This is a genomic window from Enterobacter sp. MGH 16, from assembly GCF_000493175.1.
In the GTDB taxonomy this organism is placed as follows: Bacteria; Pseudomonadota; Gammaproteobacteria; order Enterobacterales; family Enterobacteriaceae; genus Enterobacter; species Enterobacter roggenkampii.
In genome coordinates this window covers 4,162,302-4,186,081 of the sequence record NZ_KI535695.1, presented here as the reverse complement: position 1 = coordinate 4,186,081, position 23,780 = coordinate 4,162,302, and the positions used below count along the sequence as shown (strand labels likewise).

20 protein-coding genes are annotated in these 23,780 nt (G+C 55.9%); 6 read left to right on the top strand and 14 right to left on the bottom strand.

The window, feature by feature from the left end; all coding sequences use genetic code 11:
* Positions 1-44: 44 nt before the first annotated feature.
* From ubiA to malK, 5 genes are all read right to left on the bottom strand, one after another.
* A complete protein-coding gene (gene ubiA / locus L362_RS03385) occupies positions 45-914 on the bottom strand; it encodes a 4-hydroxybenzoate octaprenyltransferase (protein WP_023293539.1) in 870 nt (289 codons plus the stop codon).
* A gap of 12 nt (positions 915-926) precedes the next feature.
* Positions 927-1,424: a chorismate lyase gene (ubiC, locus tag L362_RS03390; protein ID WP_021242729.1), complete on the bottom strand. Its 498-nt coding sequence runs from the start codon at positions 1,422-1,424 to the stop codon at positions 927-929.
* Positions 1,425-1,604: 180 nt separating this feature from the next.
* Positions 1,605-2,558 carry a maltose operon protein MalM gene (malM, locus tag L362_RS03395; RefSeq protein ID WP_023345257.1) on the bottom strand — a complete coding sequence of 318 codons (954 nt, stop codon included), beginning with the start codon at positions 2,556-2,558 and terminating at the stop codon, positions 1,605-1,607.
* A gap of 112 nt (positions 2,559-2,670) precedes the next feature.
* On the bottom strand, positions 2,671-3,996 hold the full coding sequence (locus tag L362_RS03400; RefSeq protein WP_008500081.1) for a maltoporin: 1,326 nt from the start codon (positions 3,994-3,996) through the stop codon (positions 2,671-2,673).
* 71 nt (positions 3,997-4,067) lie between these two features.
* On the bottom strand, positions 4,068-5,177 hold the full coding sequence (gene malK / locus L362_RS03405; RefSeq protein ID WP_008500080.1) for a maltose/maltodextrin ABC transporter ATP-binding protein MalK: 1,110 nt from the start codon (positions 5,175-5,177) through the stop codon (positions 4,068-4,070).
* Between the two features lie 370 nt (positions 5,178-5,547).
* Between malK and malE the strand changes: the two genes are divergently transcribed.
* The 3 genes from malE to malG all read left to right on the top strand — a co-directional run bounded on the left by malE (position 5,548) and on the right by malG (position 9,309).
* Positions 5,548-6,738 carry a maltose/maltodextrin ABC transporter substrate-binding protein MalE gene (gene malE, locus L362_RS03410; protein WP_008500079.1) on the top strand — a complete coding sequence of 397 codons (1,191 nt, stop codon included), beginning with the start codon at positions 5,548-5,550 and terminating at the stop codon, positions 6,736-6,738.
* A 121-nt stretch (positions 6,739-6,859) separates the two neighbouring features.
* Positions 6,860-8,404, top strand: coding sequence for a maltose ABC transporter permease MalF (malF, locus tag L362_RS03415; protein ID WP_023345256.1), 1,545 nt, complete (start codon positions 6,860-6,862; stop codon positions 8,402-8,404).
* 14 nt (positions 8,405-8,418) lie between these two features.
* Positions 8,419-9,309: a maltose ABC transporter permease MalG gene (gene malG / locus L362_RS03420; RefSeq protein ID WP_008500077.1), complete on the top strand. Its 891-nt coding sequence runs from the start codon at positions 8,419-8,421 to the stop codon at positions 9,307-9,309.
* Between the two features lie 97 nt (positions 9,310-9,406).
* On the opposite strand, the gene psiE is transcribed toward malG, so the two are convergent.
* The 6 genes from psiE to pgi all read right to left on the bottom strand — a co-directional run bounded on the left by psiE (position 9,407) and on the right by pgi (position 15,771).
* Positions 9,407-9,817, bottom strand: a complete 411-nt coding sequence (gene psiE / locus L362_RS03425; RefSeq protein WP_021242727.1) for a phosphate-starvation-inducible protein PsiE — start codon at positions 9,815-9,817, stop codon at positions 9,407-9,409.
* A 162-nt stretch (positions 9,818-9,979) separates the two neighbouring features.
* Positions 9,980-12,076: a YjbH domain-containing protein gene (locus L362_RS03430; protein ID WP_023345255.1), complete on the bottom strand. Its 2,097-nt coding sequence runs from the start codon at positions 12,074-12,076 to the stop codon at positions 9,980-9,982.
* The gene (locus L362_RS03435) at positions 12,076-12,813 is read right to left on the bottom strand and encodes a capsule biosynthesis GfcC family protein (protein ID WP_023345254.1); all 738 of its coding nucleotides are present in this window, start codon (positions 12,811-12,813) and stop codon (positions 12,076-12,078) included. Before L362_RS03435 ends, L362_RS03430 begins: the two co-directional genes overlap by 1 nt.
* Positions 12,810-13,448: a YjbF family lipoprotein gene (locus L362_RS03440; protein ID WP_023345253.1), complete on the bottom strand. Its 639-nt coding sequence runs from the start codon at positions 13,446-13,448 to the stop codon at positions 12,810-12,812. Before L362_RS03440 ends, L362_RS03435 begins: the two co-directional genes overlap by 4 nt.
* 63 nt (positions 13,449-13,511) lie before the next feature.
* A complete protein-coding gene (gene yjbE / locus L362_RS03445; protein WP_008503423.1) occupies positions 13,512-13,754 on the bottom strand; it encodes an exopolysaccharide production protein YjbE in 243 nt (80 codons plus the stop codon).
* A 367-nt stretch (positions 13,755-14,121) separates the two neighbouring features.
* Entirely contained in the window at positions 14,122-15,771 is a 1,650-nt protein-coding gene (gene pgi / locus L362_RS03450; RefSeq protein WP_023345252.1) for a glucose-6-phosphate isomerase, read from the bottom strand.
* 374 nt (positions 15,772-16,145) lie between these two features.
* Here pgi and lysC point away from each other — a divergent pair, with 374 nt between their 5' ends.
* Complete coding sequence (gene lysC / locus L362_RS03455) at positions 16,146-17,495, top strand: lysine-sensitive aspartokinase 3 (protein WP_008503421.1); 1,350 nt, start codon at positions 16,146-16,148, stop codon at positions 17,493-17,495.
* A 41-nt stretch (positions 17,496-17,536) separates the two neighbouring features.
* Here the strand turns inward: lysC and L362_RS03460 are convergent, their stop codons facing one another.
* Genes L362_RS03460 through L362_RS03470 form a run of 3 tightly spaced genes read right to left on the bottom strand, consistent with a single transcriptional unit; the run spans position 17,537 to position 20,688 of the window.
* Positions 17,537-18,325: a nucleotidyltransferase domain-containing protein gene (locus L362_RS03460; protein ID WP_023326480.1), complete on the bottom strand. Its 789-nt coding sequence runs from the start codon at positions 18,323-18,325 to the stop codon at positions 17,537-17,539.
* 4 nt (positions 18,326-18,329) lie between these two features.
* Positions 18,330-19,556, bottom strand: a complete 1,227-nt coding sequence (locus L362_RS03465; RefSeq protein ID WP_021242724.1) for an RtcB family protein — start codon at positions 19,554-19,556, stop codon at positions 18,330-18,332.
* Between the two features lie 4 nt (positions 19,557-19,560).
* Positions 19,561-20,688 (bottom strand): slipin family protein, encoded by a 1,128-nt coding sequence (locus tag L362_RS03470; RefSeq protein ID WP_023293548.1) that lies wholly within the window; start codon positions 20,686-20,688, stop codon positions 19,561-19,563.
* Between the two features lie 441 nt (positions 20,689-21,129).
* Between L362_RS03470 and rtcR the strand changes: the two genes are divergently transcribed.
* Positions 21,130-22,704 carry an RNA repair transcriptional activator RtcR gene (gene rtcR, locus L362_RS03475; protein ID WP_023345251.1) on the top strand — a complete coding sequence of 525 codons (1,575 nt, stop codon included), beginning with the start codon at positions 21,130-21,132 and terminating at the stop codon, positions 22,702-22,704.
* A 105-nt stretch (positions 22,705-22,809) separates the two neighbouring features.
* A complete protein-coding gene (panS, locus tag L362_RS03480) occupies positions 22,810-23,754 on the top strand; it encodes a ketopantoate/pantoate/pantothenate transporter PanS (RefSeq protein ID WP_023293551.1) in 945 nt (314 codons plus the stop codon).
* The last annotated feature ends 26 nt before the right edge of the window (positions 23,755-23,780 follow it).

Sequence of the window (23,780 nt, the reverse complement as noted above, 5' to 3'; positions counted from 1 at the left end):
CTAAAACGTAGGCCGGGTAAGGCGAAGCCGCCACCCGGCTTTTTTTATAAGAAGTAGCTCATCGCCAGCCCTAAAAAGAGCACCAGACCGACGTAGTTATTGTTCATAAACGCCTTGAAGCAGGCGTCGCGTTCGCGCTTCGCAATCAGCTTTTGCTGGTACGCAAACAGCAGCCCCGCCACCAGCACCGACCAGTAAAACGCCCAGTTCAGCCCGTTCAGGCGGCCAATCGCCACCATCAGCGCCAGCACGGCGACCTGCAGAATCCCGATAATCAGCTTGTCCTGACGGCCAAAGAGGATGGCGGTGGATTTGATGCCAATTTTCAGGTCATCGTCGCGGTCAACCATCGCGTATTGCGTGTCGTAAGCCACGGCCCAAAGTATGTTCGCCAGGAACATCAGCCAGCAGCTGAGCGGTAAGGACTCACTAACTGCCGCAAACGCCATTGGAATCGACCAGCCAAACGCGGCGCCCAGCACCACCTGAGGCAGGTGGGTATAGCGCTTCATAAACGGATAAACCCAGGCCAGTGCCAGCGCCGCAACGGAAAGCAGTATGGTCATGGTGTTCAGGGTTAACACCAGCAGGAAAGAGAGCAGCACCAGAACAGCAAACAGCACGCGGGCTTCTTTCCCGGTCACCTGTCCGCTGGGTAACGGACGACCGGCAGTCCGCTTTACATGGCCGTCGAATTTACGATCGGCATAATCATTGACCACGCAGCCCGCTGCGCGCATCAGCCAGACGCCAGCAACAAACACGCCCAGGATCCACAGCGGCGGCACGCCCGGCGTGGCGACCCACAGCGCCCATAAGGTCGGCCACAGCAGCAGTAACGCGCCAATCGGTTTATCGGTACGCATTAAGCGGTGATACGCCAACAGCTTATTCTGCGTCAGGCTCCACTCCATTTTTTCTTCCTCTTAGTACAACGGTGATGCCGGTAAAAAAAGCTCCGTCAGAATTAACGGTTTACCGCTCAGGCGAAGGCGGGAACGACGCCCCCACAGTTCGGCATCACGACCAATTTCAATAAAATCCCGGGTAAGTTCTGACGAGGTGAAGAGGTAACGCCCCAGCGGCGTTTTCCCCAGACGCTGCAGCGCCAGCTCGGGCCCGGAAAGGGTGGACTCGGGCACCACCGTCCGTCCGGCAAGCCACGGCTCGCCGTCAGCGCAGAGTAAAATTTCACGCAGCCAGTAACGTGGCTCGTGCGGCAGCAGCGGCAGCTCGTTGGCGATCTCATCGCCGGAGACAAACCCTTCCTGAATCAGGGTCACCGTGACCGTTTTTCCCTGCTGCTCAAAACGTTTTGTCATGGAATCTTCCAGCAACAGCCAGTCCAGCTGCTGCGGATCAAGCGCAGGTATTTGGTCGAAATAGCGCAGCGCACGCAGTTGCGTTAGCGCAGGGTGTGACATGCCAGACTCTCCGATACATAACGTACAGGCATTGTATCGCAGAAACGCGGATTGAGGGGGGCCAAACGTTATTTAAGGATCACGATCGCAACAAGAGTGCAACAGCCCGGCGGAGACGAAAAAAAGTGCGCCCACTCAGGCGCACCAAACGACTAACAAATCAGCATTGTGGGGAAACGGTTACCCCTTGCCTTTTACACTGCTGATAAAGGTGGAACGGGCAGTGGTTGAACCTAAACGTTCGGCTTCATCAAGCAGCTTCAGCGCTTTATCGACATCGCCGCGCTTCACCGCCTGCTTGATGGCATTGTTGAAGTATTCTTCGGTGTCGTTCAGTACCGGCTCCGCTTTCTTCGCCGGGGCCGGCGCTGCGGTCGCTACCGGTGCGGCTGTCGTGGCAGCGGGCGCGGTATAGGCAGGCGCAGCGGTGTTGCCCACGGTGACAGGGCCGGTACCGGAGGAGCCAAACAGCGGGCCGACCAGGACGCTGGACGCACTGCTGGTCGACACTTTCAGCTTCACAAGGCCGTCAGTGGTGTGGCGGGCGATCGGATCCGGGATATCCGGTGCGGCGTTACCTACGCCTTTGGCATAGGCCTTCGCAGGATCAAGCAGCGTGGTGGTTTGCTGCAAATCTTTTTCCGTGGTGAAGACGAGTACATAAATTTTCTGCTGACCCAGCGCAGGCGTCAGGCGCATTACCCCTTCCAGGCGATCGGCGCTCATGACGCCCGGTTCCTGATAGGTAAAATATTCGCTCGGGAAGAACGCAGAAGGCGTCATGTTCTGGTCAAGAATCAGCACGTTCGGCGCAAAGACGCTGGTCTGTTTATTGACTTCACTGGAGAGCGTTAACGTCAGTTCGCCAATGTTAGCGGGCACGCTGTACGCGACCACCGGACCACTAATACCCGGAACATTAAGCGGTTGCCCACCCGTCGAGAGCTGGGTCGTTTGGGCTTTAGATTGATCGACAGGCGTCCAGACCAGCTGTTGCAACGCAGCTGCCGGAATGGCCGGCGCGGATGTTGTGTTTTGCGGAACGAAATTCACATTAGCGAGCGTTACAGCAGGCGCGCTCGCCAGCAACCCTGCGGATAAACAAAGGGCAAGGAGAGTTTTGTTCATTTTCATTGTTATCACCTCAAAATGCACAGGTCAGCGGTAGCCAGGCAATAGCGCGCCGTCCCAAGGATTGAGGGGCTTGCGCCCCTCAGTTTGGTCATTACGTCAGGTTAAGACGGGATTACCACCAGATTTCCATCTGGGCGCCGAAGGACCACTCGTCGTTGTCACCGCGGCTGTAGGTTGTGGCTTTGGTATCGCTTTTTGCAATGCCGTTGTCATAACCCCATTTCTCATCCCACTTCGCGTAAGTTGCGAAGACACGGATCGCTGGACGGGACCAGATGCTGTTACCGGCCTGCCATTGCTGTGCAAGGGTAATTTTGTACTGGTTGTTGGTATCGTCAGTTTTCTGCGACTTAACGTTGTCGTAGCCAACTTCAAGCAAGGTGCTCATGATTGGCGTCCATTTATACATTGGGCGCACACCCACGGTGTACCAGGTCGTACCGTTGTTGTCGTCACGATCGATATCCTGATACATACCGACGTACATCAGATCCCAGCTGTCACCCAGAGAGATCGCACCGTGGTCGAGAATACGAACCAGGGAACCGTTGTTGTTAATCTTGTTATTTACAACACCAATTTCAGCGTCTTTGTCATAGTTGTTGCCGGTGAAGGAACCCTGCGGAATACCTTTGCCCTGAGTGGTCATTGCATCGGTAGCGTACTGGACAACAAACTTGTTGTAGCCTTTCAGCATGCTCTGGGTATGTTCAGCGGTGAACATCCAGCCATCTTTAGATGCGCCGTCAGCGAAGCTGTAACCGTCAGTTTTGTTAGCTCGGCCATAGTCAACACCCAACTCCAGCGTGCCGCCCGGGTTGATTTCCATCTGCGCTAAGCGCACATCGAAGACGTCGTTAGCGGTGTCTTTGAAGTCATGATAGATATCGTTGCTGGTGAAGATGTATGAGCCACCTGCTTCCTGAGAACGGGTCGCTGCCAGAGACAGTTTACCGAAGCCCAGATCGACGTTTTCGATACCGGCACCAGGACCTGAAATATCCCAGTAATAGAAGTCGATCATGTGAACGTCATGACGCTGATAGAAGCGCTTACCGGCCCAGATGGTGGAACCTGGCAGCCACTCAATCAGGTTTTTACCCTGCACGTTGGCTTCACGGAACGCCGGGTCGGTAGCTTCCCAGTCGTTCTGTTGCGCCACGGAGTACGCTACGTTGGTGTCGAAGTAGAAGCTCTTGTCGCCTTCTTTCCACACTTCCTGGCCCAGCTTCAGTTCCGCATAGGTTTCACATTCGTTACCCAGACGGTATTTACTTTGGGCACCGGTTGCCTGGAAGCACTGCTGTTCGCCGCCACTACCCGTCCAGCCGATACCGGAACGAGCATAACCATGGAAATCCACGGCCAGTGCCTGAGCAGACATTACGCCCGCTGCGACGGCAACTGCCAGAGGAAGTTTGCGCAGAGTAATCATCATTCTATCTCCTGAGATCATTGCTTTTCTTTGAACACTTCACCTGTCGGTTTCGTGTCTTCTTTTGGGAATGCTTAAACGCCTGGCTCTTTATGCAACCGACGACATGCGGTGCCATCCTCACGGAACAGATGGCAGCGCTCTGGCGGCAAGCCGATAGCGAATGTGGCACCCTCTTCTACCAACACCACGTCATTCTGGCGGTAGACCAGGTTCTGACGGATGGCGGGGATCTGGATATGAATCTGTGTTTCGTGACCAAGCTGTTCGACGACCTGAACCTCACCTTCCAGCGTCACATCGGCAATGTGGCTCGGCAGTAAATGCTCAGGACGAATACCGAGGGACATGTTTGCCCCCACCTGTACGTTGGCGCTGTCGACCGGCAGCCAGACCTGCTGGCGGTTTGGCAGCTCCACCTGTACCTGTTCAATGGCTGTCGCGGTCACTTTGACGGGCAGGAAGTTCATCTTTGGCGAGCCAATGAAGCCCGCAACAAAGCGGTCTGCCGGGTAGTGATACAGCTCCAGCGGTTTGCCCACCTGCGCCACGCGGCCGGCATCCAGCACCACGATTTTGTCGGCGAGGGTCATCGCTTCGACCTGATCGTGGGTGACGTAAATCATCGTGCGGCCAAGACGCTTGTGCAGACGGGAGATTTCGATACGCATCTGGACGCGCAGGGCGGCATCCAGGTTGGAAAGCGGTTCGTCGAGCAGGAAGACGCGCGGCTCGGCGACCAGGGTACGGCCAATCGCCACACGCTGACGCTGACCGCCGGAAAGCGCTTTCGGCTTACGCTCCAGCAGGTGCGCCAGCTGTAACACTTCCGCCACCTGCGTCACGCGCTGGTTAATCACCTCTTTCTTTGCGCCGGCCAGCTTCAGACCAAAGGACATGTTCTCGGCGACGGAAAGATGGGGATAGAGTGCATAAGACTGGAACACCATGCCTACGCCACGTTCGGCAGGCGGGATGTCATTCATTCGGGTATCACCGATCAGCAGGTCGCCGCTGGTGATGGTTTCAAGACCGGCAATCATACGCAGCAGGGTTGATTTACCGCAGCCTGATGGGCCGACAAATACCACGAATTCACCTTCGTGGATGTCCAGATTGATGTCTTTCGACACCACAACGTCACCCCAGGCTTTCGTTACATTACGCAGCTGTACGCTCGCCATGCCCTTCTCCCTTCGTTACAACCTGTCACCGACAGAAACATTCAAGATAAGGTGACTATGGGGGATCCATTACTTTCACGAATCCTCCACCCCCCGGCTTTTTTATGGGGGAGGAGGCGGGAGGATGAGAGAGCAGGCTCTGCGACCGGCGTGGGCGGGCTGAGGCAAAATTCGTGAAGCCGCCTGCAAAATTCAGTGCGTTTTTATGTGCGCCAGCACTCATAACTTAAATTTATGCAACGGAGATCACACAAACGGGGGGTGGGGCGTAGGGGTTGGGAGGATGGAAAGAGGATGTCAAATAAGGAGACTGAGTCACGTTGAACCACTGAAGTCATACCACGAGACATCACCAAAAAGGATGGCAGATATGAATATCAAGACTGGCGCACGCGTTTTCGCATTGTCCGCCCTTGCAGCAATGATGATTTCCGCACCGGCGCTCGCCAAAATTGAAGAAGGCAAGCTGGTTATCTGGATTAACGGCGACAAGGGCTATAACGGCCTGGCCGAAGTGGGCAAAAAATTCGAGAAAGACACCGGCATCAAAGTGACCGTAGAGCACCCGGACAAACTGGAAGAGAAATTCCCGCAGGTTGCGGCAACCGGCGACGGCCCGGACATCATCTTCTGGGCGCATGACCGTTTTGGCGGTTACGCACAGTCTGGCCTGCTGGCTGAAGTCACCCCGGACAAAGCTTTCCAGGACAAACTGTTCCCGTTCACCTGGGACGCCGTTCGCTATAACGGCAAGCTGATCGCTTACCCTGTCGCGGTTGAAGCCCTGTCTCTGATTTACAACAAAGACCTGGTCCCTAACCCTCCGAAAACCTGGGAAGAGATCCCGAAACTGGATAAAGAGCTGAAGGCGAAAGGTAAATCCGCCCTGATGTTCAACCTGCAGGAGCCGTACTTCACCTGGCCGCTGATTGCTGCCGACGGCGGTTACGCGTTCAAGTTTGAAAACGGCAAATACGACGTGAAAGACGTGGGCGTCGACAGCGCGGGCGCGAAAGCGGGCCTGACCTTCCTGGTCGACCTGATCAAGAACAAACACATGAACGCGGATACCGATTACTCCATCGCGGAAGCGGCGTTCAACAAAGGCGAAACCGCGATGACCATCAACGGTCCGTGGGCCTGGACCAACATCGACAAGAGCAAAGTCAACTACGGCGTGACGCTGCTGCCAACCTTCAAAGGCAAGCCGTCTAAACCGTTCGTTGGCGTGCTGAGCGCAGGCATCAACGCCGCCAGCCCGAACAAAGAGCTGGCGAAAGAGTTCCTGGAAAACTACCTGCTGACCGATCAGGGTCTGGATGAAGTGAACAAGGACAAACCGCTGGGTGCCGTTGCGCTGAAATCCTTCCAGGATCAGCTGGCGAAAGACCCACGTATCGCGGCCACCATGGATAACGCCCAGAAAGGCGAAATCATGCCGAACATCCCACAGATGGCCGCATTCTGGTACGCCACCCGTACCGCGGTTATCAACGCTGCAAGCGGTCGTCAGACTGTCGATGCCGCACTGAAAGATGCTCAGGGTCGTATTACTAAGTAAGTCTGAAAAACGGCGGGTAGCGCGTGCGCTTACCCGCCCTACGACTACGGCACGATCCGTAGGTCAGGTAAGCGCAGCGCCACCTGACGATAAGATTCCACCGTTGTAGAGGAAGAACCCCATGGATGTCATTAAAAAGAAACGCTGGTGGCAAAGCGACGCGCTGAAGTGGTCAGCGATCGGTCTGCTGTGCCTGCTGGTGGGTTACCTTGTTGTTTTAATGTACGTACAAGGGGAATATCTGTTCGCCATCATGACGCTGATTTTAAGCTCTGCTGGCCTGTATATTTTCGCCAACCGTAAAGCCTATGCCTGGCGCTATGTCTACCCGGGCGTGGCCGGGATGGGGCTGTTTGTCCTGTTCCCGTTGATTTGTACCGTCGCCATTGCGTTTACCAACTACAGCAGCACCAACCAGCTTGCGCAGGAACGCGCGCAGCAGGTCCTGCTGGACCGCTCATACCAGGCAGGCAAGACCTTTAACTTCGGCCTGTATCCCGCAGGCAACGAATGGAAGTTAGCGCTTACTGACGAAGCAAGCGGGAAATACTATGTCTCTGACGCCTTCAAATTTGGCGGCGAGCAGAAGCTGACCTTAAAAGAGGCCCAGGCTCTGCCGGAAGGTGAACGTGCCAACCTGCGCGTCATTACCCAGAACCGTCAGGCGCTGACCCAGCTCACCGCCGTGCTGCCAGACGACAGCAAAGTGATCATGAGCTCGCTGCGCCAGTTCTCCGGCACCCAACCGCTCTATACCCTGGCGGATGACGGCACGCTGACCAACAACCAGAGCGGCGTGAAGTACCGTCCGAATAACGACATTGGTTTCTATCAATCCATTACTGCCGACGGCAAATGGGGTGATGACAAACTCAGCCCGGGCTATACCGTCACCATCGGCTGGGACAACTTTACCCGCGTATTTACCGACGAAGGCATTCAGAAACCGTTCTTCGCCATCTTCGTCTGGACGGTGGTCTTCTCCGTACTGACCGTGATCCTGACCGTGGCCGTGGGCATGGTGCTGGCCTGTCTGGTCCAGTGGGAATCCCTGAAGGGCAAAGCGATTTACCGCGTGCTGCTGATTCTGCCGTATGCCGTACCGTCGTTTATCTCGATTCTGATTTTCAAAGGGCTGTTTAACCAGAGCTTCGGTGAAATCAACATGATGCTGAGCGCGCTGTTCGGCATCAAACCGGCCTGGTTCAGCGACCCGACCACCGCCCGCTCGATGATCATCATCGTGAACACCTGGCTGGGCTATCCGTACATGATGATCCTGTGCATGGGGCTGCTGAAGGCCATCCCGGATGACCTGTACGAAGCTTCGGCGATGGACGGCGCGGGTCCGTTCCAGAACTTCTTTAAGATTACGCTGCCGCTGCTCATCAAGCCGCTCACCCCGCTGATGATTGCCAGCTTCGCCTTTAACTTTAACAACTTCGTGCTGATTCAGCTGTTGACCAACGGCGGCCCGGACCGTCTTGGCACCACCACGCCGGCAGGCTATACCGATCTGCTCGTGAGCTACACCTACCGTATCGCCTTCGAAGGCGGCGGCGGTCAGGACTTCGGTCTGGCGGCAGCGATTGCCACCCTGATCTTCCTGCTGGTGGGCGCCCTGGCGATTGTGAACCTGAAAGCCACACGTATGAAATTTGACTAAGGAGGGCACTGAACATGGCTATGGTACAACCCAAATCTCAGAAACTGCGCCTCCTGGCGACGCACCTGGGCCTGCTGATTTTTATCGCGGCGATCATGTTCCCGCTGCTGATGGTTATCGCCATCTCCCTGCGTTCGGGTAACTTCGCCACCGGGAGCCTGATCCCGGACGAAATCTCCTGGGAGCACTGGAAGCTCGCGCTGGGCTTCAGCGTGGAACACGCGGATGGCCGCGTCACGCCGCCGCCGTTCCCGGTGCTGCTGTGGCTGTGGAACTCGGTGAAAATCGCAGGTATTACCGCCATTGGTATCGTGGCGCTGTCCACCACCTGCGCTTACGCCTTTGCCCGTATGCGTTTCCCGGGCAAAGCGACGCTGCTGAAAGGGATGCTAATTTTCCAGATGTTCCCGGCGGTGCTGTCGCTGGTGGCGCTGTATGCCCTGTTTGACCGCCTGGGCCAGTACATTCCGTTTATCGGTCTGAACACCCACGGCGGCGTGATCTTCGCCTACCTTGGCGGTATCGCACTGCATGTGTGGACCATTAAAGGCTATTTCGAAACCATCGACGGCTCGCTGGAAGAAGCGGCTGCGCTGGATGGCGCGACCCCGTGGCAGGCGTTCCGCCTGGTGCTGCTGCCGCTGTCGGTGCCGATTCTGGCGGTAGTGTTTATCCTGTCGTTTATCGCTGCGATCACCGAAGTACCGGTTGCCTCACTGTTACTGCGTGATGTGAACAGCTACACCCTGGCCGTAGGGATGCAGCAATACCTCAACCCGCAAAACTACCTGTGGGGCGACTTTGCCGCGGCGGCCGTACTCTCTGCCATCCCGATTACCGTGGTGTTCCTGCTGGCACAGCGCTGGCTGGTGAACGGCCTGACGGCGGGCGGTGTGAAAGGTTAAGTTTCATTTTGTTATGCCACTGCAACCCTCAACTTTAGACGTATTGTATTGACCCAACTTGTGACTGTTGTTAGGCGGCCTCCGGGCCGCCATTTTTTTATTCGCGTTTCAGCCGCTTCGAGTTACACAGCCAGAGGGTGATCACCAGCAGCAGGATCGCCGCCGAGTAGATCAGCACATCGAGCGGGGATTTATGATCGACGATGATCAGCCGCACAATCGCGGTGATCCCAATGTAGACAAAATAACGCAGCGGGAAGTGAAAGCCGGACTGAAAATACTTCACAATCAGGGCGATAAATTCAAAGTAGAGAAAGTAGACCACCAGGCCTTCCACCAGCGCATATTTGCTGGTTTGTTCAGGGGCAAACAGCACATCCGCCAGATGCACCGTCTCCTTACCCAAAAAGACGACCAGGATCAGGCCAAGGCTCAGCAGACCGAGGTTCAGCACGGTCTGGAGGACAGTTGAGATAAACTCAACGCGCGGGCGAGTCAGGGATGTCATACAGCACCTCATTCTCCAGGGCGAGGTTTCTGTATAACGCAAAAATGTGACGGGGATCTATATTTTTTGTTTATGTTTGGCGCATTCGCCCGGTGGCGCTGCGCTTACCGGGCCTACAAAAACCGTAGGCCGGGCAAACGCAGTGCCGCCCGGCGTGAAGCATCAGCGGAAGTTAATGTTCTTATCGCTGGTCATGTCGTACAGCTGGAACTTACGTCCAAGCTGCTGACCGCCGTCACGCGTCAGCGGCGTCCAGCCGATGGCCGCGCGGCTACGGGTTGGACCGGATGAGAACAGATCCAGCGGAATCGACACGTAAACCCCTTTGGTGAAGTCCCCTTCCCCATATTCGTCCGGCGAGACGTTGGTAATGGTGGCGTAGCCGCCCACCACGACGCCGCTGTCGAAGTGTTTGGATATATCCAGCGTGCCGCCCTTATCGCCCGCCAGATACTGGCCGACGCTGGCTTTCACCAGCACGTCAGGCGCGAACGACGGCGTCCAGTAGGCGGTCAGGTGGCCGGTTTTGACGCTGTAGTCGGTGAACTTCATCATGTCCTGGGCGCTGCGCCAGTCACGCTGTTTGACGTAGTTGGCATCAATCCCGAACGCCCAGTTGCTGTCGACAGGACGATAAAGCACTTCTGCCCCCGCGCCGCCGTACATGGTTTCCAGATACCCGCCGTACACCTGGCCGTAGAAGCCGTTGCCGAAGTACTGGAAGTAGTTGGCCTGCAGGTTATTCACGTAGGCATCGTTCTGCACGTACTCACGCACGCGGGTACGCACGCGCGGCAGCGTCGAGTCTTTTGGCGGATTGGTGTAGTTGAACTTGTCGTAGTTGTTGGCGATGTTGCCAAACAGGCTGCCGGTGGTCAGCAGGTGGTCGGTGAGCCACAGATCCGCCGTCGCCATGACGCCCAGCTGATACATGTAGAAGTTTTCCGGCCCGCCGACGGACTGGTTCAGCACCGGATCGATATGGAAATCGAAGCGCGACTTGTCGATATACCAGCCCTGCTCGGTGGTCTCCGGCACGATCGGCTCAACGCGCTTTTGCACCAGCTCGGTTTCATGTCCGAGCGGTTCGCCTTCCAGATGGCGCTTCAGGCTGGCAACGTCCGTTTCCGTCGTCACCTGCGGCAGGTTGAGACGGTTCTCCGTCACGCGGATCGTACGGATCCCGTCCGGGAGATCGTTCATGATGATCCGGTTGGCGCGTTCGATCCCTTCCCGCGAGTCGCGGTATTTCACCTGCTCGCCGGTGACGTACAGCGTATCGCCTTTCACCTGAATTTTTGGATCCGCCAGGCCGGCATTGTATTTCAGCAGCGTCAGCTGGTTTGCCACCACGGAGTGCTGCAGAATCGCATCCTGCGGCTCCGGCTGGTATGCAGGCCGCGCGTTGTCGTTGTAGTGCGGCCGCATGTCGTTGAAGTTGGTGCGCAGCGTAAAGCCAAACATCACCGTATTGCCGCGCTCGTAGCTGAGGTTAACGTCGGCCCAATCGGTGACGCGATAAATGGCGCCGACGTTAAACTTGCTCTTCTGCTCAATCTTCCCGGCGAAGTCCTGTGAGTAGTCATTCCCCTCGTACTCCAGCTTCAGGCGTAACGGCTGCCAGGGCGTCTGATACTCCACGCCGCCAAACAGCGAGGCCGGGCCGTGGAACATCTGGTCGCCGTTGATGGAGCCCGCTTTCTGATAGCTGTTATCGCGGTAGCAGTATTTATCGCTGTAGGAGCAAAACGGGTTTTTCACGTTGCCGCTAGTGCCGAGATAGCCCCATCCCAGACCGAGCGAGAAGTCGAACGGCCCCCACGCCTTGCTGGCCACGATGTATTCCGCATCAAACAGGCCGGTACCGCCAATATCTTTGGCGCCCACGGAGACCTGCGGCATCCAGTAGCTCTCTTCCCACAGGCGCAGCTTGACGTCGAAGGCTTTATCTTTGTAGGTCTGATCGCCTGAGAACGCCTCGACGCTGCTGTATTGTTTCGTACGGACGTCGGTATAGCGCAGCGTGGTTTCAAGCCACGGGAACAACTGCACCGACGCCGAGTAGTAACGATACTGGTCGTTATCACGGTAGTTAAGGCTAATTTCCCCTTCGCGCGCCATACGCGCGGTGGGCGTTTGCAGTAAACCGACGCCGCCGAAGTCTGACTGAGACGGGCCAATGGGTGCCGGATACGTTTCTGCATGGCAGGCGGCACTCACGCAGAGCGCCAGCATGCTGTAGAGATAGGTTCTTTTCATTATTCCGGTATCCGCTGAATCAGGGAGTGAAGGATATCGGCGTTAAGCCCGTCATACGCCTTCGTCCAGAAATGGTCGGCAAAACCGACAAAAATAATGCTGCCCGGCATGGGTTCGATATGTCGTTTATTCCAGTAAGCAACGGGCGCTTTTTGCGTGTGGCCGTCAGGGTAAACCACCCAGGCGTAGCTGTTATCCGCACCGCTCAGCAGACTCTGCTCGTCGAGGTAGCTCGCCACGTCGCGGCCGGGAGTAAAGGGCTTGTTACCCGGGCTGCCGATCAGCCCCATCACGGTCACCGTCGTCGGCTTCGCCGGAAGCCAGAGCGTATAGTCCCCTTCCAGGGTCGGGTTGCCGTTTTCCGTGACGCGCACCTCATCCGGGTCAAGATTGACGTTCTGTCGGCCCGTCACCTTCAGCGCCTGCAGCTGCTGACGGACGCTGTTAATGGCCGCCGCGTCGTCGCCGTCTTCCTGTTCCGCGAGTCCCGTTAGCCTGGCAAGAAGCGCCTTGTGCTGCTGTTCCGCTTCCACGGTCTTCTGCCGTTCAGCGATGACCGCGCCTGGCCACCAGCTGTTGGCAAGCCTTGGCTGTCCGACGAGATCGAGCAGATGTTCGGCGTGGGTTAAGGTTTTAGGTTTTTCACTGTCCGGCGTGTAGACCTTTACCGTTCCCGCGGACCATGCCAGCGGCGCGGCAAAACTGGCGATAAGCGCAGCGTGAATGAGCGTTTTCATGATTTCGCCGCCTTGATCAGGGTGGTTTTGACCGGGAAGAATCCGGCACCGAGATACTGTAAGGACTGGCGGATCTGCCCTTCCTCGTCGATCCAGAAGCGGTTGTGCCAGGTGGCCTGGTCGGTGGTGACCTCTTCATCCAGCACGCGAACCTGCGTTTCGTCGCTGCCGACCTTCACGCTGTCGGTACCGTCCCAGCGGAAGGTCGAGCGTGCCGTGGCGTAACGCACCTGCTTGTGTTCGGTCCAGCCCATCGTGCGCGTCCAGCCCGCGCCGTTGGCGATCTGGTTCGGCTTGATCAGCGGATCGTCAGCGAGATTATTCACCTCCAGCAGGTTATCGCCGCCCAACAGGGTTTTCACGATACGGCCATGCTGCGTCACGATGGTGGCCTGATCCTGCGTCACCCATTTCTGCTGCCCGTTTTCATCGAAAGCGAGCACCACAAACAGTTGCGGGCCATCGTTAAGCTGCATGTACTGACTGGCATAAGGCATGTTCTGAAGCTCGTCATCGGTCAGATGCACGCCCGGTGTGCCGAACAGGCTTTCCCACAGTGAGTTTCCCAGCCCTTTAGTGGTGGCCGAGCATGCCTGCAGCAGCAGGCAAATCAGAATGATTGCTGGTCGCTTCACGACTCTTCTCCGAAGGGGCGAAATAACCACACCGAAGTGTGGTTATGATTAAAACACCCGCTATTACTGGGTGCTGGTTGTCGTGGTGGTCGTGGTTCCGGTGTTGGAGCCATCACCGCCACCGGTTGCCGCCAGCGCGACACCCACGGCTGAACTTACGGTGCTGGCGCTGGCTGCGGTAGAACTCCCCGCAGACGCAGACGTCGCAGCCGACCCTGCCGCTTCCCCGACCTGAACCGGAGCTGCATAAACAGATGTCGCCGCAAGCGCAGATATGGCAAAAATGCCATACAGTACTTTCTTCATAACAATTTCCCTTCAATGAATGAATGGAGATTTGCCCGAAAAGAATTTCAGGCGGAATCGAGTATACACAACTCATGCCGAGGGTTTGCCGTAAGGGGAAATAGAGGGTGGGTTTTCAGACTAATGGATAAAATCGAAATGAAAGACAAAGAGAAAAAATATTAAATAACTATAAAACAACAACTTATAATATCTATTTATTAACTTTCATCTGCGTATTTTCTTAAAATAAACCGCAGCAATTAACGGGTTAAACGTCTTTTTCAGATTAAACTCAGAACCAGAATTTGAGTTAACTAACAGACATCAGGAATTATCTGATAAAAAAATGCCGGCATTAAGCCGGCACGTTTTCATGGCGTTTTCATTACGCACGCCATGCTTTATAACGGTTGATCAACCCATTGGTCGAGCTGTCATGGCTGGTAATCGCGTTATCGTCACCCAGCTCTGGCAGAATACGGTTTGCCAGCTGTTTACCCAGCTCAACGCCCCACTGGTCAAAGGTGAAGATGTTCAGGATCGCGCCCTGCGTGAAGATTTTGTGCTCGTACAGGGCAATCAGCGCGCCAAGGCTGAACGGCGTGATTTCGCGCAGCAGGATGGAGTTGGTTGGACGGTTGCCTTCGAACACTTTGAACGGCACCACGTGCTCCAGCGTTGCCGGATCTTTACCCTGGTCGCGGTATTCCTGCTCAACCACCTCGCGGGATTTACCGAACGCCAGCGCTTCGGTCTGGGCGAAGAAGTTGGACAGCAGCTTCGGATGGTGGTCGGACAGCGGATTATGGGTGATAGCCGGGGCGATGAAATCGCACGGTACCATTTTGGTGCCCTGGTGAATCAGCTGATAGAACGCGTGCTGACCGTTAGTACCCGGCTCGCCCCAGATGATTGGGCCAGTCTGGTAATCCACCGCGTTGCCGTTACGGTCCACGTATTTACCGTTGGATTCCATGTTGCCCTGCTGGAAGTAAGCAGCAAAGCGGTGCATGTACTGGTCATACGGCAGGATCGCTTCGGTTTCAGCGCCAAAGAAGTTGTTGTACCAGATACCGATCAGCGCCAGCAGCACCGGCAGGTTTTTCTCTGGTGCGGTGGTGGAGAAGTGTTTGTCCATCGCATGCGCGCCGGAGAGCAGCTCAACGAAGTTGTCGAAGCCCACGGACAGGATGATAGACAGACCGATTGCAGACCACAGAGAGTAGCGGCCACCGACCCAGTCCCAGAATTCGAACATGTTCGCGGTGTCGATACCGAACTCGCTGACGGCTTTACCGTTGGTGGACAGCGCAGCGAAGTGTTTCGCCACGTGCTTGTTGTCGCCCGCGGTTTTCAGGAACCAGTCGCGCGCGCTGTGGGCGTTGGTCATGGTTTCCTGAGTGGTGAAGGTTTTCGACGCAACCAGGAACAGGGTGGTTTCCGGGTTCACGTTCTTCAGCACTTCGGCGATGTGGGTACCATCGACGTTAGACACAAAGTGCATATTCAGGTGGTTTTTGTACGGGCGCAGCGCTTCGGTCACCATGAACGGACCGAGGTCAGAACCGCCGATACCGATGTTAACCACGTCGGTGATCGCTTTGCCGGTGTAGCCTTTCCAGATTCCGGAGATGATCGCTTCGGAGAAGGTTTTCATCTTTTCCAGCACCGCGTTCACTTCCGGCATGACGTCTTTGCCGTCAACGATGATTGGGGTATTGCTACGGTTACGCAGGGCTACGTGCAGCACGGCACGGTCTTCGGTGCGGTTGATCTTCTCACCGGAGAACATGGATTTGATGGCGTCCGCCAGCTCGGTCTCTTTCGCCAGATCCTGCAGTTTTGCCAGCGTCTCTTCGGTAATGCGGTTTTTAGAGAAATCCACCAGCATCAGGTCGTCGAAGGTCGCGGAGAACTTGCTGAAACGATCGGCATCTTTCGCGAACAGGTCCGCGATGGTGACGTCTTTCATTTCATCAAAATGTTTCTGGAGTGCCTGCCAGGCAGCGGTCTGCGTTGGGTTGATGTTTTTCATTAGCAATACTCTTCTGATTTGAGAATTGTGACTGCGGTCGATTGTAGCGCCTGCAAATAAAAATTGTGATGGTTTTTATGCCATTGCCCTGGCCTGCATCAAACACAGGTGAAAAGACCCGAAAAGTATAGCTGCTGAAGCGCCCTCCTGGAGCGGAGAAATGTCGGTCAAAATGCCCTAAAACGAAGCATAAAATCTGGCCCTGTTATAAGTCCTGTTTCTCAGGGGTACCCCCCCATAAAAAATCCGCATAATCCCAGCATTGACAGGACCTCCCCCACATTTTATTTATAGGGCCGTATTTTGCGCCTGCACCTGTTTTCGTTTCATTCTTGTGCCATGGTCGCTTATTCATTCCCTGACACGAGGTTGTTATGACGAGTTTTGTGGTCGCCAAGTTTGGCGGCACCAGTGTGGCCGATTACGATGCCATGAACCGCAGCGCCGATGTGGTGCTGGCCGATCCGAATACCCGCCTGGTGGTGCTGTCTGCATCCGCCGGCGTGACGAACCTGCTGGTTTCTCTGTCTGAAGGACTGGAAGCGACAGAACGTTTCGTAAAGCTGGATGCACTGCGCAAAATTCAGTTCGACATCCTTGAGCGTCTGCAGAACCCGAACGTCATCCGCGAGGAAGTGGAACGCCTGCTGGAAAACATCACCACGCTGGCAGAAGCCGCCTCGCTGGCCACCTCCACCGCCCTGACCGATGAGCTGGTCAGCCACGGTGAGCTGATGTCCACCCTGCTATTTGTGGAAATCATGCGCGAGCGTAACGTTCAGGCGCAGTGGTTTGACGTACGCAAAATCATGCGTACCAGCGACCGCTTTGGCCGCGCCGAGCCGGACGTTGAAGCGCTGGCGGAGCTGACCAATCAGCAGCTGGCCCCGCGCCTGGCAGACGGCATCGTGATCACTCAGGGCTTTATCGGCAGCGAAGCAAAGGGCCGCACCACCACGCTTGGCCGTGGCGGCAGCGACTATACCGCCGCGCTGCTGGGCGAGGCCCTGCATGCTACGCGCGTCGATATCTGGACTGACGTTCCGGGCATTTACACCACCGACCCGCGCGTTGTTTCCGCGGCGAAACGTATTGATGTGATCGCGTTTGAAGAAGCGGCGGAAATGGCCACCTTCGGCGCGAAAGTGCTGCACCCGGCCACGCTGCTGCCTGCCGTACGCAGCGATATTCCGGTCTTCGTCGGCTCGAGTAAAGATCCAAAAGCGGGCGGCACGCTGGTCTGCAAGAAAACGGAAAACCCGCCGCTGTTCCGCGCCCTGGCCCTGCGCCGTCGCCAGACGCTGGTGACGCTCCACAGCCACAATATGCTGCACTCCCGCGGTTTCCTGGCGGAAGTGTTTGGTATTCTGGCGCGCCACAATATCTCCGTGGATCTGATCACCACCTCGGAAGTGAGCATTGCATTGACGCTGGACACCACCGGCTCTACCTCAACCGGCGATACCCTGCTGACGCAGTCGCTGCTGATTGAGCTGTCCGAGCTGTGCCGCGTGGAAGTCGAAGAAGACCTGGCGCTGGTTGCCATCATCGGCAACAAGCTGTCGCGCGCCTGCGGCGTGGGCAAAGAGGTGTTTGGCGTGCTCGACCCGTTCAACATCCGCATGATTTGCTACGGTGCGTCCAGCTATAACCTCTGCTTCCTGGTGCCAGCCGATCAGGCCGAGCAGGTGGTGCAGAAACTTCATCAGAATTTGTTTGAATAAGCGCAAGAATGGCCCGGGCGTTTTCACTACCGGGCCATTCTTTAGCTTTTCATTACTGTTCTCATCAGCAGCGAATCCAGATCTTTTAAATTTCCTTCTCTGCTGTCGGGTAGTACAGGCGGCACTTCTCCTCTCACCAGCTCACTTTGCAAAAAAGCGTGGAGTAAGGGCCGTTTAGGACCATATTCCGCTTCACCTGCGCGCTGTTTTATTTCCAGTAATGCATCGATTTCCGCACGTAACGGCGCACACAGTTCGCTCCCGGCAAGCAGTTCGGCAAAACGCATCGGTGGAACGCCTTTCCCCGCTTCTACCCACCGCGCCGCCAGCAAAGGTCGCAGAACATAAAAGTACTTTTTCAGCCGAACCGTTTCCCCCTGTAAATATCCACGGAAGTTTTTTCGGGCCATCGAGTAGTAATGCCAGCGGGCGCGCAATGGCGAAAACCACGCAGGTATTAGCGCGCGCAACTCGGCCACTACCGTCTCATCCTCCTGATAAACAACAGGGGAATCCAGCCACTCGATAAGCGTCGGGTTTGCCCCCTTCAGCAGGCCCAGTACCTTGCGCCATTCCCAGCCACAAACGTCCAGTTCATCATCTATCGGCAGCTCGATCACATCCCGCTGGGATTCGACGCGCAGATACCATTCTGGGCGGTGAACGTACAAAAACCGCACATCATAATCGCTATCCGGTGAGGCAAATCCCCATCCCCGGCTGCCCGATTCACAGGCGTAGAGCACGCGCACGTTATAGCGCTGCTCTATATCGCGAAGTTGCGCGCAGACACGTGCGCGCATCGCGCTATCAACATCGTTGTTGCTCATTTTTTTATCCTTTTACACACACTACCTGACGCAGGGTGTGAACGATCTCCACCAGCGACGATTGCGCGGCCATCACGGCATCAATGTCTTTATAGGCCATCGGCGTTTCATCGATCACCTCATTGTCTTTGCGACACTCTACGTGAGAGGTCGCCTGAATATGGTCGCTAAGGGTATAGCGTTTTTTTGCCGCCGTTCGGCTCATCACTCGCCCGGCGCCGTGGCTGCAGGAACAGAAGCTTTGCTCGTTGCCGAGGCCACGCACGATGAAGCTCTTTGCGCCCATTGAGCCCGGAATAATTCCCATCTGCCCTTTCTGCGCCGACACCGCACCTTTGCGCGTGATCAGTACCTCTTCCCCAAAGTGATGCTCTTTCTGCACATAGTTGTGATGGCAGTTAACCGCCTCCTGCTGCGTAATAAAGGGCTTTGTCACTTCGCGAGAGAGCGCCGCCAGCACGCGCGACATCATCACTTCCCGATTGTGGCGGGCAAAATCCTGCGCCCACTCCACCGCCTCGATGTAGTCCTCATAGTGACGACTCCCCTCCTGAAAATAGGCCAGATTTTTATCCGGCAGATGTCCCAGGTGATGCTGCATATCCTGCTGTGCCAGGGCGATAAACACATTACCGATGGCGTTTCCTACGCCGCGCGAGCCGCTGTGCAACATCACCCAGACGCGCTGCTGCTCATCGAGGCAAATTTCAATAAAGTGGTTTCCGGTACCCAGCGTGCCCAGATGCTGGTAGTTGTTGGTTTTCAGCAACTGCGGGTATTTATCCGTGAGTTGTTTAAAACGTGGGGCCAGCACCCACCAGCGATCGTCCACTTCTTTCGGTGGCGTTTCCCACGCGCCTTTATCCCGTCGAGAACGCGTATTGGTTCTCCCATGCGGTACTGCCTGTTCAATGGCGCTACGTAAACCGCTGAGATTATCCGGCAAATCACCGGCCACCAGCGACGTGCGAACGGCAATCATCCCGCAGCCAATATCCACGCCAACCGCCGCAGGAATAATTGCCCCTTTGGTCGGAATCACGCTGCCAATGGTTGAGCCTTTACCGAGATGAACGTCGGGCATCACCGCAAGGTGTTTGAAAATAAACGGCATCTTTGCAGTATTCAGTAACTGCGCCTGTGCCTCTGGCTCCACGGGAACGCCGTGAGTCCACATTTTGATCGGGGCGCCGTTTGACGCCGTCAGTAATTCAAAATCATTCTGTTGCATTGCGTTATCCTTTCAGGTTAACAAGGCCGTGTAATACCTGGTCCAGGCCACCAAATACTGAAATTTTGTCGATACGCTCCGCGACCCTTTCAAGGGTTTCCAGCTCTTTTAAACGCAGCGCCACCGGGTTGTTCTCCATCACCTTTGCGGTGTTTAACAGCGATCGTGTCGCCGCCGTTTCTTCACGTCGGCGAATAACATTCGCCTGGGCCGATTTTTCGGCCTCTACCAGACGGGATAAAATCGTTTTCATATCACCAGGTAAAACAATATCTTTTACCCCAAGCGACGCAATTTCCATTCCAAAGGATGACAGGCGGCCTTGCACCTGTTTGCTGACCACCTCATCAATGATCTGCTTATCTTCCAGTAACTCATCGAGCGTGCGGGTGCCGACCGCCTCACGCAGTGCGAACTGGAGTTCGCGGTACAAATGTTCCAGCGGTTTCGTAAGCTGTCCGCAGGCCTGCAGCACGTCGCTGTAGCGCCAGTTAGCCGCCAGGTTCAGGCGCAGGTTAACTTTGTCCTTCGTCAGGATCTCCTGCCCGCTCACTTCCACCACCTGAAGGCGCGTATCCACGACCTCTGCCTCAACCAGATGGTTAATTTTCCAGTAGGCCGTCAGTCCCGGCGGTAACAGCGCCTGAATTTCTCCGTCGATTTTCACCACCCCGACGTGCCAGGCAGGTACCTGTACGACCAGCATCGCGTCGCGCCCCTTTAGCGCGCCATTGCGACGCGGTTGCAGAGCAGCATTCATCACGTCCACCGGTACCCGCACGTCGCGGGTATCAATTCTTTGCAGGGTCAACGCCGCATCCTGCTGCCAGTACAGACGACGAGTCGAAGGCGGCACAATTTCCTGCAATACGCCGTTGTTCGATAACACCCCGATTTCATCCGCAGTAAGGTCGACCGCCAGGCAGTAACGTACCACCCAGTCAGGCTGAAAGCGGCGCAGATAATCCGCCAGCGCATCCGGCACCTCGCTGCCATCCTGGCTCACCACCAGCACGTCGTCAGTATTGAACCAACCCAGACGGTGTTCACCCGCCTCCAGTACCCGGTAATAATCACCAGCTTTTGCTACCAGTCCTAACTGACCTTTTTTTATCGTGATTTTTTTAGCCATTTTATATTCCTTAAAGTCAGGCGCGGGTGCAGGCACGAAATCACAGGGGAATGCCTTTTCGCCTGCGATCCGGCGCCATTACCGGCGACCTTCATTGGGATTGCTGACTGCGCAATCCCCGTTTTTACTTTGATGTTTACAACCAGTTTTCATTGGGAGAATGAATCGGGAATCGAACCCTTCTGTCTGTCATTGGTTGACGGAACGCCCCCGGAAAACAGCCTTGCCGTTCCAGGTGCGCCGACGGGGCCTTAACCCCCAGTGTGCTCAACGTCGTGACGTTATCTGTATTGCCAGAAGCGTGCCAAAAACAAAAATCGCCGTTTTATTTTTTTATTTTATTGATAATTAATGATTTTTATTTATCACGCTTTTCATGCATTGCCGTTCGGCTCAACATTTCTTATCCTGCTATATCGACAATTATCTTTCTGGATAAATATGAAGAAGCGGAAGGTGGTGATCGGGGTGCTTGGCACCGTGATGGATAAACGGGGAAAGCGGGCTAATCGCTTTCGCAAATGGCGACCGACCGTCGGGCTGTGCCAACAGCCGGATTTCCCGGTCGACAGGCTGGAGCTGCTACATCAACCGCGAGATCTCGGCATGGCTCAGCAACTGGCGGAAGATATTGTGCTGGTTTCCCCCCACACCGAGGTGCGTCCCAGCACGGTAACCATTGAAGACCCGTGGGATTTCGAAGAGGTTTATGCCGCGTTTCTCGATTTCGCCACCCAGTACACTTTTGATACCGATCGCGAAGAGTATTTCGTCCACATCACCACCGGCACGCATGTGGCGCAGATCTGCTGGTTCCTGCTGACGGAAGCCCGCTATCTTCCCGCCAGCCTTTTGCAGACTGGCCCTGCCAGAAAAGAAGCCTCTGCTGAGGAGACTGCAGCCGGAACTTACTCAATTATCGACCTGGATTTAAGCCGCTACACGACCCTTACCAACCGTTTTCAGCGCGAGCAGCAGCAGTCAATCTCATTTCTGAAAGCGGGCATTGAGACGCGAAATGCCACCTTTAACAGTCTTATCGACAAGATTGAACGCGTGGCGCTACGTTCAACAGCCCCGATCCTGCTGACCGGCCCCACCGGCGCGGGCAAGTCGTTCCTCGCGAACCGCATTTATCAGCTTAAGCAGTCACGCCATCAGGTTTCCGGCAAGCTGGTTTCCGTCAACTGCGCGACCCTGCGCGGTGATAACGCCATGTCCACGCTGTTCGGCCATGTGAAAGGGGCCTTTACCGGCGCACTGTCGGCGCGCAGCGGCCTGCTGCGTGAAGCCGATGGCGGCGTCCTTTTCCTCGACGAGATTGCCGAACTAGGCCTGGATGAACAGGCGATGCTGCTCAAAGCCATTGAAGAGAAAACTTTTTTCCCGTTTGGCTCCGATAAAGAAGTTCACAGCGATTTTCAACTTATCGCCGGAACCCACCGTGATATGCGCCAGTGGGTGGCAGAAGGACGTTTTCGTGAAGATCTCTATGCCCGTATTAATATGTGGAGCTTTGCCTTACCCGGCCTTGCCCAACGGAAAGAAGACATCACGCCGAATGTTGACTACGAACTTCAACGTTTCTCTCGCGAAAGCCAGACGCAAATCCGCTTCGATAAAGAGGCACGCGAAGGCTATCTGGCCTTTGCCTGTTCCAGCAGAGCGCTGTGGCGGGGCAACTTTCGCGAACTGAGCGCCAGCGTCGCACGCATGGCGACGCTGGCGGAACGAGGGCGTATTACTCAGGATCTGGTGCTGGAGGAGATTTCCCGGCTTCAGACCGACTGGCAAACTGACGTGCCACAGCCTGCAACTGACATGGAGATTGACCTCTTTGACCAGCGGCAACTGGAAACGGTGCTGGAGGTTTGTCGCCGCAGCGCATCGTTGTCTGAAGCCGGACGTGAGCTGTTTGCCGTTTCACGGCTCAAAAAAGCCAATCCTAACGACTCCGACCGACTGCGCAAATATCTGGCTCGCTTTAGTCTGAGCTGGGAAAGCATCCGGTCATAATTCATTTGAATATTACTTCCTTACGCGATAAACAATAACTATAGCCGGGCTCGATCCCGGCTTTTTATAACAAACACACGCAACATTCATCGCAAGGAAATCATTATGTTATCCGCTATTACGCGGCTGTTCCCGTTATGGGCGCTGCTGCTCTCCGTACTCGCGTATTACACGCCCACCACGTTCACCGGTATTGGTCCGTGGGTCGCCACGCTGCTGATGCTGATCATGTTCGGTATGGGTGTGCATCTGAAAGTAGACGATTTTAAGCGCGTGCTGTCTCGCCCTGCGCCCGTCGCGGCAGGAATATTCCTCCACTACCTGGTGATGCCGCTCGCGGCGTGGCTGCTGGCGATGGTCTTTAAGATGCCGCCCGACCTCTCCGCCGGGATGGTGCTGGTGGGCAGCGTCGCCAGCGGCACGGCATCCAACGTCATGATCTATCTGGCGAAAGGCGACGTGGCGCTCTCCGTCACTATCTCGTCCGTCTCCACGCTGGTTGGCGTGATTGCCACGCCGCTGTTAACCCGCCTGTACGTGGATGCGCATATTCAGGTGGACGTGATGGGGATGCTGCTGAGCATTCTGCAGATTGTAGTAATCCCGATTGCGCTGGGGCTGGTCATTCACCACCTGTTCCCGCGCGTGGTGAAGGCCGTTGAGCCGTACCTGCCCGCGTTTTCGATGGTCTGTATTCTGGCGATCATCAGCGCAGTGGTGGCGGGTTCCGCCTCGCACATAGCTTCCGTGGGCTTTGTGGTGATCGTTGCGGTGGTGCTGCATAACACCATTGGCCTGCTGGGCGGCTACTGGGGCGGGAAACTGTTTGGCTTCGACGAATCGACCTGCCGCACGCTGGCAATCGAGGTAGGGATGCAGAACTCCGGCCTGGCGGCGGCGCTCGGCAAAATCTACTTCTCGCCGCTGGCGGCCCTGCCGGGTGCGCTATTTTCCGTCTGGCATAACCTCTCCGGCTCGCTGCTGGCGGGCTACTGGTCCGGCAAACCGATTGAGGAACAAACGAAAAAAGATGCGGTGAAGCAGGGTTAATTGACTCAGCTTGCTTTACACTGAAG